The 12,289-nt window shown below is 63.0% G+C and carries 12 protein-coding genes, 1 tRNA gene and 1 pseudogene; 7 read left to right on the top strand and 7 right to left on the bottom strand.

Features of this window, described 5'->3' with window-relative positions:
• Positions 1-232: 232 nt before the first annotated feature.
• On the bottom strand, positions 233-433 hold the full coding sequence (locus tag MTR66_RS17140; RefSeq protein WP_243923294.1) for a hypothetical protein: 201 nt from the start codon (positions 431-433) through the stop codon (positions 233-235).
• Positions 434-750: 317 nt separating this feature from the next.
• On the opposite strand from MTR66_RS17140, the gene MTR66_RS17145 reads away from it, so the two are divergent.
• On the top strand, positions 751-1,851 hold the full coding sequence (locus tag MTR66_RS17145; RefSeq protein ID WP_243923296.1) for a branched-chain amino acid aminotransferase: 1,101 nt from the start codon (positions 751-753) through the stop codon (positions 1,849-1,851).
• Between the two features lie 173 nt (positions 1,852-2,024).
• Here the strand turns inward: MTR66_RS17145 and MTR66_RS17150 are convergent, their stop codons facing one another.
• The 3 genes from MTR66_RS17150 to MTR66_RS17160 all read right to left on the bottom strand — a co-directional run bounded on the left by MTR66_RS17150 (position 2,025) and on the right by MTR66_RS17160 (position 4,321).
• Positions 2,025-2,369 (bottom strand): hypothetical protein, encoded by a 345-nt coding sequence (locus tag MTR66_RS17150; RefSeq protein ID WP_243923298.1) that lies wholly within the window; start codon positions 2,367-2,369, stop codon positions 2,025-2,027.
• Positions 2,366-3,562: an aromatic ring-hydroxylating oxygenase subunit alpha gene (locus MTR66_RS17155; RefSeq protein WP_243923299.1), complete on the bottom strand. Its 1,197-nt coding sequence runs from the start codon at positions 3,560-3,562 to the stop codon at positions 2,366-2,368. Before MTR66_RS17155 ends, MTR66_RS17150 begins: the two co-directional genes overlap by 4 nt.
• 96 nt (positions 3,563-3,658) lie before the next feature.
• Complete coding sequence (locus MTR66_RS17160) at positions 3,659-4,321, bottom strand: TetR/AcrR family transcriptional regulator (RefSeq protein WP_243923301.1); 663 nt, start codon at positions 4,319-4,321, stop codon at positions 3,659-3,661.
• Positions 4,322-4,457: 136 nt separating this feature from the next.
• Here MTR66_RS17160 and yghU point away from each other — a divergent pair, with 136 nt between their 5' ends.
• The 3 genes from yghU (at position 4,458) to MTR66_RS21465 (ending at position 5,912) form a co-directional block, all read left to right on the top strand.
• Positions 4,458-5,306, top strand: a complete 849-nt coding sequence (gene yghU / locus MTR66_RS17165; RefSeq protein WP_243923303.1) for a glutathione-dependent disulfide-bond oxidoreductase — start codon at positions 4,458-4,460, stop codon at positions 5,304-5,306.
• A 107-nt stretch (positions 5,307-5,413) separates the two neighbouring features.
• Positions 5,414-5,488, top strand: a tRNA-Gln gene (locus MTR66_RS17170).
• Between the two features lie 106 nt (positions 5,489-5,594).
• Positions 5,595-5,912, top strand: coding sequence for an integrase arm-type DNA-binding domain-containing protein (locus MTR66_RS21465; RefSeq protein ID WP_407673069.1), 318 nt, complete (start codon positions 5,595-5,597; stop codon positions 5,910-5,912).
• Here the strand turns inward: MTR66_RS21465 and MTR66_RS17175 are convergent.
• Both MTR66_RS17175 and MTR66_RS17180 read right to left on the bottom strand, forming a co-directional pair.
• A pseudogene (locus MTR66_RS17175) lies at positions 5,885-6,137 on the bottom strand (IS3 family transposase); the annotation flags it as partial. The gene MTR66_RS21465 and the pseudogene MTR66_RS17175 sit on opposite strands and share 28 nt — an antisense overlap.
• 215 nt (positions 6,138-6,352) lie before the next feature.
• Complete coding sequence (locus tag MTR66_RS17180; RefSeq protein ID WP_243923304.1) at positions 6,353-7,309, bottom strand: LysR family transcriptional regulator; 957 nt, start codon at positions 7,307-7,309, stop codon at positions 6,353-6,355.
• Positions 7,310-7,446: 137 nt separating this feature from the next.
• On the opposite strand from MTR66_RS17180, the gene purU reads away from it, so the two are divergent.
• From purU to MTR66_RS17195, 3 genes are read left to right on the top strand one after another with little or no spacing between them, the layout of a single operon-like run.
• On the top strand, positions 7,447-8,307 hold the full coding sequence (gene purU, locus MTR66_RS17185; RefSeq protein WP_243923306.1) for a formyltetrahydrofolate deformylase: 861 nt from the start codon (positions 7,447-7,449) through the stop codon (positions 8,305-8,307).
• Positions 8,304-8,798, top strand: a complete 495-nt coding sequence (locus MTR66_RS17190; protein ID WP_243923308.1) for a prolyl-tRNA synthetase associated domain-containing protein — start codon at positions 8,304-8,306, stop codon at positions 8,796-8,798. Before purU ends, MTR66_RS17190 begins: the two co-directional genes overlap by 4 nt.
• On the top strand, positions 8,795-10,171 hold the full coding sequence (locus MTR66_RS17195; RefSeq protein WP_243923310.1) for an L-serine ammonia-lyase: 1,377 nt from the start codon (positions 8,795-8,797) through the stop codon (positions 10,169-10,171). The genes MTR66_RS17190 and MTR66_RS17195 overlap by 4 nt, the downstream gene beginning before the upstream one ends.
• Before the next feature lie 55 nt (positions 10,172-10,226).
• Here MTR66_RS17195 and MTR66_RS17200 read toward each other — a convergent pair whose 3' ends face one another.
• On the bottom strand, positions 10,227-12,215 hold the full coding sequence (locus MTR66_RS17200; RefSeq protein WP_243923312.1) for a tetratricopeptide repeat-containing sulfotransferase family protein: 1,989 nt from the start codon (positions 12,213-12,215) through the stop codon (positions 10,227-10,229).
• Positions 12,216-12,289 lie beyond the last annotated feature (74 nt).

The raw sequence follows: 12,289 nt of genomic DNA on the forward strand, positions 1-12,289 counted from the left end.
GCCGGGCTCAACATCGGAACAGCTATTCCACGCCGGGAGTCCAAGCCAATCCTCCCTGTCCCCGCAGGGGATGGGGAGGTGGCGCGCACGCAGTGCGTGACGGAGGGGTCTCTCCCCCTCCACCACCAGCTGCCCTTTGGGCAGTTCATCCTGAGCGACCGACCTGTCGGTCAGCCGAAGGGCTGGCGGTCCCCCTCCCCGAGCAAGCCCGGGGAGGATTGAAATTCCACCCTTACCCCTTGGGCGTTACCCATACTTCCACCGGCGCCGCGAACTTGCCCGGCGCGGGCTTGCCGACGTGCACGCGGTCAGCGGTGACGAGTTCCCCCGTAGCAAGGTTGAAGCTGATCCAGGGCTTGGGCATGCGCCCGAACGTCATCTTCTGGATCGGCTGGCCGGTGGTCGAATTCATGATGGTGGCAATGATACTCATGGCGCCGCCGCTACCGGGAGAGGCCGCGTTTCGTCCACGCCGTGACAGCAGGTTTTCCACGTCCACGCCATCGCGGTCCGCAGCCGCCTCCATACCGCCGGAAACTGCGATTCCGCTTGATCTTTCGGCGCCGCGGCGCTCTATTCCGCCTGCGAAGCCGGAAACCCGCCTTTCGCATGCACGGCCGCCCCGCTTTGCGCACCTTTCCTGCCATGTTATGACATTTTTCAGCGATGGAAAATTACTTTTCTGTTGCACTTAACGCAATTATCGTTCAACGGCGCGCAGTCGCTCCACAGTCAAGGATTACCGTTACCATGGCGAGTCTCGCCGATGCCGGCCTGAAGTTCACCACTCTGCCCCACCCCGCGCCCGTCAGCAGCGATGTGCGCGAAGCCGTGCTCGCCAATCCCGGTTTCGGCACGAACTTCACCGATCACATGGTGGTGATCGAATGGACCGAAGGTCAGGGCTGGCACGATGCGGTGATCGGCCCGCGCGAACCCATCGCGCTCGATCCGGCGGCTGCCGTGCTGCACTATGCGCAGGAAATCTTCGAAGGGCTCAAGGCCTACAAGCAGGCCGACGGCGCGATCGCGCTGTTCCGCCCCGAAGCCAATGCCGCGCGCTTCAATGCCTCGGCCGAGCGGCTGGCGATGCCCGCCCTGCCCGAAGCGCTGTTCGTCGAAGCCATCGAACGGCTGGTGCAGACCGACCGCGCCTGGATCCCCGAAGGCGAAGGCGCCTCGCTCTACCTGCGCCCGTTCATGATCGCGACCGAGGCCTTCCTCGGCGTGCGTCCGGCCAAGCAGTACAAGTTCATCGTCATTGCCAGCCCGGCGGGCAACTACTTCAAGTCGGGCGCGCCCGCGGTCTCGATCTGGGTGTCGGACTATACCCGCGCGGCGCCCGGCGGCACCGGTGCGGCCAAGTGCGGCGGCAACTATGCCGCCAGCCTCGTGCCGCAGAGCGAAGCCATTGCCCGCGGCCACGATCAGGTCGTCTTCCTCGATGCCGCCGAGCACAAGTGGATCGAGGAACTGGGCGGCATGAACCTCTATTTCTCGTTCGAGGACGGCACGCTGCTGACCCCGGCGCTGACCGGTACGATCCTGCCCGGCATCACCCGTGACAGCCTGCTCACCCTCGCCCGCGAGGAAGGGCTCAATGTCGTGGAAGGCCGCTACAGCCTCGACCAGTGGCGTGAGGATGCCGCCTCGGGCAAGCTGGTGGAAACTTTCGCCTGCGGCACGGCCGCGGTGGTCACACCGGTCGGCAAAGTTTCGGGCCGCGACGGCGAATTCACCATCGGTTCGGGCGGCCCCGGCCAACTGACGCAGAAGCTCAAGAACCGCCTGGTCTCGATCCAGCGCGGCGAAGCCGAAGACACCCACGGCTGGGTGCGCAAGATCGGCTGACGATAGTGCGGGAAGCCTCTTGCGGGGCTTCCCGTTCACTCTCACAAATAACCTCGTCATCCCCGCGAAGGCGGGGATCCATCTCCGGCGCTATCGTTTTACGCAGCCTCAGGAGCTGGATTCCCGCCTTTGCGGGAATGACGAGGTTATTTGATTTCGACCAGCACTGGCCCTCACGCCCCCGCAGGCGTATGCGTAATCCGCATATGCGCCCGGTCGCGCGCGTGGCGGGTTTCGGCGCCTTTCTGCTGCTCCACCGCCAGCGCCACATGGCCCAGACTCAGCATCAGGTTCATCAGCCGCTCGTCGGCGTCGTCGAAGGCGGCAAAGCCCTTGGCGTCGAGATAGTCGAGCGCGCGGGGCAGTTCGCCCACTGCCGCCGCATAGAACGCCTCACGCTCCCCGGGCGTGGAATTGCCGCGCCGCGCCGCGCGGACAGCGGAACCGCCCAGCGCCCAGCCCACGGCATAAGGCTCCAGAGCCTGAAAGCTCTCCGGCAGCAAAGTCTGCGTGCTCATGCCCCTACTCCTTCGCACTCGGCCCGGTAGGCCTCGACCTTTTCCGAGACCATGTTGAACAAGTGGCGGCACAGCGATTCCTGCGTCTGGAAATGCAGGTGTTCGAGCGCGCCGCTCGCCAGCCCCTTGTGCCCGCGCTCGATCACCGCGCGGTCCTCGGTATGGACATCGCGGGCCGTGGCCATGAAATATTCGCGGGCGAAGCGTTCGCTGGGGGTCTCATCCTCGCCGATCCAGTAGAGCCGGATCACCCCGCGCGACTGGCCCGCCGCGATCGGATAGACGGTGTGCGAGAAGTGCTGCATCGGCGACCCAAACAGGAAGAAGTTCGGAAACAGGCCGAGGTAGTCCTTCGCGGTTTCCCCTCCCAGAATGCCGTCCGCCATGGCGCAGGCCGCGCCGCGCTGAAAGGCCATGCCCTGCACCGGCGTCGGTTCCGGCATGTCCGGCTTGGTCCAGATCCGCTGCGAGCGGTGCGGCCCGTGGAAATCGTAGGCCGTGGGATAGGCGAAGGGATTGTCCGGGCTCGTCACCGGCCCCGCCGCCGAGGGGTGGATGAAGCGCAAGTGATAGTTCTCCTGGAAGTTGTCGTACGTCAGCTTCCAGTTGGCAGCGATGTCATAGACATATTCGGAGAACGTCGTCGCCCGGGCGACCGGCATCATGTCCAGCTTGTTCGCGTAAGGGCCCAGCCATTCGCGCAGGGAGCTTTCGGGCTTGCCGAGGTGCACGAAGATCAGCCCGCCCGCCACTTCGCAGGCTACGGGCGGCAGCGCGCATTCGGCCTTGGTGACGTGGAAAGATTCGAAATCGGGCGCCGAGATCAGCCCGCCGTCCAGCCCGAAAGTCCACATGTGATAGGGGCAGCTGAAAGTGTTGCGCTTGCCCTGCGCCTCATCGACCAGAAGCGTGCCGCGATGGGTGCAGACGTTGTGAAACGCGCGCACTTCGCCGTCCTTGCCGCGCGTGATCAGCAGCGAGGCGCCCAGCACTTCCAGCTCGCGGCGGATGAAGCTGCCGTTTTCGGGCAGCTCGCAGACATGGCCGATCTGCTGCCAGCTCCGGCGGAACACCGCCTCGCGCTCCAGATCGAACCATTCGGGGTCGTAATAGGGCGTCGCAGGCACCGGATCGGTGCCCAGCCAGTCGAGCTCGTCCTGCCCGACGGGGGTAAACGTCGTGGGTGAATTCATGGCTCTCTCTCCCGCCCGGGTCCTTCAAACGACTCCGGGCTGCGAGAGTCTTGATACGCCTTCACAGTCATTTTTACAACATATGTGTTGTAAAACTTAGATCGGCTCGATTCCGTGCAGGCGCAGAAGGCCCAGTTGCGCCTGCGTCATCCGCTCGATGGCCTCGTCCTTCGACAAGTCCTGCCGCACGCTGCCGCAATAAACGCGCGGCCCCAGCATCGCCCATGTCAGCATCAGCGTGCAGTAAGCCTCCGCATCGATCCCGGCGGTTTCGGGGCGCGAAGCGAGCTGTTCGCGCATACCGGCAACCAGCCCTTCCCACTCGGGATAGCGTTCGGCGATGGCACCGGGGGAGAGGAACTCCTCAGCCCAGAGCCCGATCACTTCGGGATTCTCGATCACGAAGCGGACAATATAGCGCGTGCGGTCCTCACGCGAACGGCCGGGCGCGAAAGCGGCGGCCAACTGACGCGAAGACCAGGCCCGCACGGCCTCCACCAGCGCCTCACGGCTATCGAAATGGTAGTAGATAGTGGTGCGGTTGACCCCCGCCTCGCGCGCGACCTCGGACAGCGAGAGCGCTTCCATGCCCTTTTCGGACACCAGCCGCACCGCCGTCTCGATCAGCGCGGTGTGCGTCTCGTCGAAAGCCTTGTTGCGGCGGCGGGCCGGTTTAGGCTTCGCTCCCGGCTGTTCCTGTGATTTTCCCATCTCGTCCCGGTCCCGGTTGATCGCGCGCAGAATGAGCGCATGGGCCATGCCGGGCAAGCCCCCGTCCGTCCACCTCCACCCCTTTGAAACGCGAAGGAATTTACTTCCGTTCCAGCGGCTGGTTGGCAAGCGAACCCGGCGTTCCTACCTGAGGGCTTCCCCCATTGCAGGAGCCCCCTCCCTGATGCCCGATCCCACTTACACGCCCCCCAAAGTCTGGACCTGGGACGCCGAAAGCGGCGGCGACTGGGCCAAGATCAACCGCCCCATCGCCGGTCCCACGCACGAAAAGAACCTGCCGCGCGGCGAACATCCCCTCCAGCTCTATTCGCTGGGTACGCCCAATGGCCAGAAAGTCACGATCATGCTCGAAGAGCTGCTCGCGGCGGGCAAGACCGGCGCCGAGTACGACGCCTGGCTAATCTCGATCGGCGATGGCGATCAGTTCTCCTCAGGGTTCGTCTCGGTCAATCCGAATTCCAAGATCCCAGCCCTGCTCGACTGTTCGGGCGCCGAGCCCGTGCGCGTGTTCGAATCCGGCGCGATCCTGATGTATCTCGCCGAAAAGTTCGGCCTGTTCCTGCCTGCCGAAGGCGCCGCGCGCGCCGAATGCCTCTCGTGGCTGATGTGGCAGATGTCGACCGCCCCGATGATCGGCGGCGGCTTCGGCCACTTCTATTTCTACGCTCCCGAGAAATACGAATACCCGATCAACCGCTACACCATGGAAGCCAAGCGCATCATCGACGTAGCCGACCGGCGCCTGGCCGAGAGCACGTATCTGGCGGGAGAGGACTACACGATCGCCGATATCGCCACCTGGGCCTGGCTCTCGCGGCTGGTGGACGGCGATGCCTATGGCGATGCCGCCACCTTCCTGGACATGGCCAGCTACAAAAACCTGGCCCGCTGGAGCGCCCTCATCGGCGGGCGCCCGGCCGTACAGCGCGGCACCAAGGTGAACCGCACGGACGAAGGTTTCGTGAAGGAACGCCATAGCGCGGCAGACATCGACGCGGTGATGCCGGCTTGAGCAATGCGAAACCCGGCGGTGAAAATCTCCCTCAAAAGGCTTTTCACCGCCGGGATTAGCCGCTAAGCGCGCACCTCTCATGGCCGCACCAAGCGCGGCCATCGTGCTGGGGCGTAGCCAAGCGGTAAGGCACCGGTTTTTGGTACCGGCATGCGCAGGTTCGAATCCTGCCGCCCCAGCCAACCGATTCCCTGAAGATTCTGCCCCTTCACCGTGATCTACGAGACAATTCTACACACAAGCTGTTGGACTGGGCCAGCCTCGGCCAGCCCCAGCTGGGCACCAATTGTGCCAGGATTTCTGCTGCAACGGGAGCCGATCGGAGCATCGGTTATAGCAAGAGACGTTGCAAAGACACTCACACCCGCGTCAGTAGAGGCATTGAGAAAAGGATCGCTGGCCGATCCCATAACCCCCGGACTGTTCCCGGCACAGACGATCGCCCAAGCCCGCGAATGGGCCCGAGGCCTAAACCAACAGGTTGAAGCGGGAATCGACCCGCGCGAAGAACAACGGCATAACTCGATGAACGTCGAGAAGGCGCACGGGCTGTACATCGTGGCCGTGCGCGAAGGCAGATCCACCCGCCGCGCAGCTATGACGTGACGACGCGGATGTTTGCCCGCAAGTTAAGGCCTTCCATACGATAAAGCGCCGGACCCGCTTCACGTTCACGGGCCAGCGCTCGCGCCGATGCAGTACGTGGATGCGACGATAGCCATACCGCACACGTGTCTCGGCAATTTCCTTGATCCGTTTGCGCAAGGATGCCTGGCCGTCACGGATCGACTTGTAGCGGTGCGTCTTGCGGTCAAACCGAAGGATGACGCAGGACAAATGCGATCTATTCGCCCATGAATTCGACTTCTTCATGCAAAACCTCCAGCTGCAATCAGCTTTGATTTCGCCAGCTTCCTCCCATTCTCACTGGAGGCGTTCGACTCTGGCACATGGTGCCGCCAATAAATCTCGCAGTCCTGACCGCACTATGGCTTCGATGGCTTTCGCCACATCGCTCCCCTATCTGCACGTCAGCGCCAGATCGATCAGGCGTTGGCAATCAGACCTTCCAGCCAGGGAAGCTCCTCGATCACCGTGGGAAACGTGGTTTCACGGATCACGTCCTGAGCCAGCTTGGCCGTCATCTCTGGCAATTCCCCCAATTCCCCGATGCGGGAAATCACATCGATCCGGCGGGAGAACTGCCCCCTGGGCAGGGGCGCCACCCGCATCTGCGAAATGAGGCCGGGCTGGGCTGCCAGACACAGAACGGAGGCCATGCTCCATCCCATGCCCAAGGCGACCGTAGTCAATTGCTGGTGCGTGATGTCCACCTCAATCAGGTTCGGCAGGCGCCACTTCATGCGTGTAAGCTGCTGCTCTACCCGCTGCCCCATACCGCAATCGAGCGAATAGCGCACGAAAGGAAGCTCCGGCGGAACCAGTACCGGGTCGAGAGGACCATCGTAATCGGCAGGAAAAATGAGCACGAACGGGTCTTCGACCACGAAGTGGTAATCCAGCCCCACGGTCCGTTCCAGCATATTGGCGCCGGTAATGAGCATGTCGAAATGGCGTGCGAGGAATTCGTTGCGCTGCTTGATGGAAATGCTGGCGCGCATCCTCCAGCGGTTGGCCTGCTCTCTGTGGCGCTGAAGCAGCGGCGCCGTCAGCTGCGTGGCCAGGGTTTCCGACATTCCCACAGTCACAAGGTCAAGCGGCCTCTCCGCACCCTGGCGAACTTCATCATATGCCGCCTTTGCCGCCGAAAGGAGCGCATCTCCTCTTTGATACAACGCCTTGCCCGTCAGCGTCAGACCAAGCGGCCGCAGCGTCCTGTCAAAGAGAGGCAGACCGATGCCGACCTCAAGCCGGGCGATCGTCTGCGAAACGGCCGATTGGGTAATGCGAAGACGCTGCGCGCATTGCGTCATCCCCCCCAGTTCGACGGTGAGGAGAAAAACTTCCAGCGCATGCAAATCGAAATCGGGGGGCAATCGCATGGCGCGTCTTCCTGATCACCATTCATTATGACTTCTATTATAGATGTTTATTCCATAGCAAGCCAGTTTTCATCGCCCCGCCCTCTCCATAGAAAAGTGCGCATACGGGTCCGCAACGGCGGGGAGTTTACGTTTCCATGGCATTGATTAAACCTGACTTTATCCTCCTGCTTTCGTGCGTAGACCGCAAGGGGCTCGTGGCCGCGATTGCCAATTCCATCGCCAGCCAGAACTGCAACATCGTGCAGAACTCGCAGTACGGCGATTCCACGACGGGGCGGTTCTTCATGCGGCTTTCGCTGGCCGCACCCGAGAGCATGACCGTGGAATCCTTCAGCGAAGCCTTCATGCCGGTGGCCACGGCCTACAATCTCGATTGGAAGGTCCACGACCTCAAGAACAAGCTCCGCGCAATTGTCATGGTCAGCAAGGGCGGCCACTGCCTGAACGACCTGCTCTACCGCATAGCAACGGGTTATGTGCCGATGACGGTTACCAGCATCGTGTCCAATCACATGACCTGGAGCCGCCGGGCGGAACACGAGAACATCCCTTACCACCACCTTCCCATCACTCCGGAGACCAAGACGGAACAGGAAGCGCGGCTGCTGGAACTGATCGAGGAACAGGAAGCCGATCTTGTGATCCTGGCCCGCTACATGCAGGTGCTCTCGGACGATCTGTGCGAGAAGCTGGCAGGCCGGGCGATCAACATCCATCACAGCTTCCTGCCCGGCTTCAAGGGCGCCCGCCCCTATCACCGGGCCTATGACCGCGGTGTGAAGATGGTCGGCGCGACCGCCCACTATGTGACGGCGGACCTCGACGAGGGACCAATCATCGCCCAGGACGTCTCCATCGTCGACCATGCCGACACGGTTGAGGATCTGATCGCACAAGGGCAGGAAGTGGAAAGCCGCGTGCTCACCCGTGCCGTCAAGGCGCACTGCGAACACCGCGTCATGCAGAACGGACTAAGGACGGTTGTCTTCAAATGAGCGAACCCCAGCTTTTCTCAGACCTGGAATCCCTCGGCGCGGGGTGGGCCATTCTGGAACACGCCGCCGTCTTCACTGTCGAGGAAAGTGCGCAACTGCATGCGGACATGCCGGGGGCGCATACCAAAAACCTGTTCCTCAAGGATGCGAAGGGCGGGTTCTGGCTGGTCACCGTGCGTCATGACCTGCGCGTCGATCTGAAAGCGCTGGCCGGTGTGCTCGAAGCGAAGAAGTTCAGCTTCGGCAAGGCCGAGGATATGGAAGCCCTGCTCGGCGTCACGCCCGGCGCCGTCACGCCGCTGGCCGCGATCAACGACAAGGACTGCCGCGTGCGCGTGGTTCTGGACAAGGCCTTGGCGGACGCTGCCAGCGTCAATGTCCACCCCTTGCGCAACACGGCGACTGTCGGCCTTTCCGGCCAGGATCTGCAGCGCGCCCTTGCCCACTGGAACCACCCGGCGGTCCTCGCTGAAATTCCCGAACGCCCGTGAACGTCAGCCTTCTCGATCTGTTCAAGATCGGCATCGGCCCGTCTAGCTCGCACACGGTCGGCCCGATGGCCGCGGCGCGGCGTTTCTGCCTGCGGCTGGAAGCGCTCGGGCTGCTGGAGCAAACCGCATCGATGCGTGTGGATCTCTACGGATCGCTGGCGCTGACCGGCAAGGGCCACGCCACCGATACTGCCGTCATTCTGGGGCTCGCCGGAGAGCAGCCTGCCGAAGTCGATGTCGATGCGGCGCCTGCCCTCATCGCCCGCATCCGCGAAGAGCACAGGATCAGCCTGCTCGGCAAGCACGATATCGCCTTCGATCCGGAGAGCGGCATCTGCTTCCACCAGCGCGAGCGCCAGCCCTTCCACAGCAATGCGATGGCCATCGCCGCCTTCGGCGCAGACGGCACCCAGCTTGACCGCCGCACGTACTATTCGGTGGGCGGGGGCTTCGTCGTCGATGAGGAAGAGGCCTTGCGCAACGCGCTCGATACCGAAGGCCCTTCTGTCCCCTACCCTTTCACCTGCGCCGAGAAACTTCTGGCCATCGGTGAGAGCACCGGCCTCAGCTTCGCGAACATTGTTCTGGCCAACGAGATGGAAATGCGGCCGCTGGAAGAGGTGAACGCCGCGCTGGATCTTGTCGCCGAAACCATGTCGCGATCGATCGACCGGGGCTGCCGCCAGACCGGCGTGCTGCCCGGTGGCCTGCGCGTCAGGCGGCGCGCGCCCTCGCTCGCGGCGGAGCTTGCCGCGCGCCAGCAGATGGCGCTGGCGGAGCCGCTGGCGGTGCTGGACTGGGTCAACCTGTGGGCCATGGCGGTGAACGAGGAAAACGCAGCGGGCGGGCGGGTCGTCACCGCGCCCACGAACGGCGCCGCCGGGATTATCCCGTCCGTCATGCGCTATTATGAAAGGTGCTATCGCGGCGATTTGCAGTCCCGCCGCACGTTCCTTTTGACCGCCACCGCGATCGGCCTTCTCTACAAGCGCAATGCCTCGATTTCCGGCGCCGAAGTCGGCTGCCAGGGCGAAGTGGGCGTGGCCTGCTCGATGGCGGCGGCCGGGCTCACGGCCGTGCTGGGCGGCACCAACCGGCAGATCGAGAATGCCGCCGAAATCGGCATGGAACACAATCTGGGCCTGACTTGCGACCCTGTCGGCGGGCTCGTCCAGGTTCCCTGCATCGAACGCAACGCGATGGGCGCGGTCAAGGCGATCGACGCCTCCCGCCTGGCGATGCTGGGCGATGGCCAGCATGTCGTCAGCCTCGACAAAGTGATCGAGACGATGCGCCAGACCGGGCTCGACATGCGGGACAAGTACAAGGAAACCTCGCAAGGCGGGCTGGCCGTCAACGTGGTCGAGTGCTGAACGGCGCAGGACGCCAAGCCCCGCCCTGCGTGCCGTCACCGCCTGCAACCGGCCATCAGGCGGCGGCACCGTCCTCTGCAACCAGCGGGCCAAGTGCGTCCTTGAGCGGATCGAGCCAGGGCTCGAACGGCTTCCACTGCGCCACCCCGGACGTGTTGATCGGCCGCCGGACCTGCTCCGAACTGGCCGTGCGCACCGCCCGCTCGGTCTTGTGGAAATCAAGACACGCCTCTTCGAAAGGCAGCTCCAGATAATCGAGCATGCGCCGGACCTGTCCGTCCAGATCGGCCAGAACGTCCTCATGCTGCACGCGCAGGATCCGCCCTTCCGGCAGCACCGCGTCCCAGTGCCGCATGAGATCGACGTAATCGCTGTAATAGCGGCCCATCTCGGTCAGCCCGTAAGTGAACTGCTGGCCGTCCGCGAAGAGCTGCTTGAAGCCGGAGAAACAGCAATCCATCGGCGCCCTGCGCGCATCGATGATCTTCGCGTTGGGCAGAATCAGATGGATAAGACCGATATGCCGGAAATTGTTCGGCATCTTGTCGATGAAGAACGGCGCGCCCTGCCGGTGGATGCGCGTGCTTTCGATATAGCTCTCGCCTAGCTGGCGCAGCTGCTCCGGCGTCAGTTCTCCCAAAACGGCAGGATACTGGTCACGCCCCCTGCCCTTTAGCTGCTGTGCGAGAGCCAGGATATCGGGCAGTTCAAGCGTGCCGTCGATCTGGCTGTGCGATGCCAGGATCTGTTCCAGCAATGTGGAACCGGCGCGCGGCAGGCCGAGAATAAAGATCGGGTCGGGCGCGGGGCACCCGTTACCGGCATTTTTCTCAAACAGCGCAGCGTCGCAAAAATCTGACTGTCCGCGAAGCTCCGCCGTCATCTCATCGGCGCTGTAACGCAATTGCTGCCGCTTCAGCCTGTTGCCTTCATCATAGTAACGGAAGGATTCGGCGTATTCCTGGCGGTCTTCGCAGGCCTTGCCCAGCGCGAAGCTGAGATGCACCCGATCCATCAGCCGCAGATCATCCCGGCCAAACTGTTCCCGCATCTTCGCCACTTCCGCATCCTCGAAACGGAATGTCTTGAGGTTCGCGAGAGCATAATAGGCATCCCCCTGCTCAGGGCGTGCGGCAATGGCGGCACGATAAGAACTGATCGCCTCGGGCTGCTTCCCATAGGTTTTAAGCGCATGGCCGCGTGACGTCAGCGTTGCGGCATCATCGGGCAGCTTTTCCAGAATCTGATCGAACAGCCCAAGCGCCTTGTCGTATTTTCCGGTCTGCATACTCTCGATCGCAAGGTGCGACTGGAACAGCACGTTATCCGGTTGCAGACCGTTGAGATACGCGGCCTGCTCCTCTGCGGCGGCGAACTTCTGGCGCTGGCGCAAGACCTGCATGTAATCGAGGCGAAGCTGAACATTGTCCGGCTCGAAAGACACCGCACTCTCCAGCAGAAACTCCGCATCGTCGAGCGCGCCAAGGCGGCTGCCGATATCCGCGAGCAAGCGCATGCCTTCGATGTGATGCGGGTTCTGCTGAAGGAACGCCCGGCATTGCTCCTCCGCCTTGAGTATCCGGCCTTCGTGAATATTGTTGAGAACCGCCACGAGAATGCGGGGCAGCCCCGCCAGCCGCTGCGCCTGTGCCTCACACGCCTGCGCTTCGGCGTGACGGCCTGCCTGCGCAAGCAGCCTGGCCTGATGTGTCCAGCTTGCTTCCAGTGCCGGGTTATATTCGCACGCTCTGCGATAAGCCTGGATCGCTCCTTCCCAATCGCCTGTATCGCGGGCCAGATGCGCCGCCTCCTGCCAGCCACGCCCCAGTTCCGGCATGACCTTGCGCAGCCGCAGCACGAAGTCGCGGGCGAGTGCAAACTTACCCGCGTAACGCGCGGATACCGCCGCCACATACAAGGCATCCCCATCGGCCGGATCGTCGTGCAGCATGCGCTCGCACAGAGCCAGGGCCCGGTCAAAGGACTGCGCCTGAAGGGCCTGCTTGGCTTCGTCCAGAGCGCTTTGGTCCAATTGATCCGCCATCACAAAACTCACATTATATTCGCAAAAGAAAGGGGGCGCCCTGTGGGCGCCCCCTTCGTTTATCCTTGGAAGTG

Source organism: Novosphingobium beihaiense (assembly GCF_022832375.1).
In the GTDB taxonomy this organism is placed as follows: Bacteria; Pseudomonadota; Alphaproteobacteria; order Sphingomonadales; family Sphingomonadaceae; genus Novosphingobium; species Novosphingobium beihaiensis.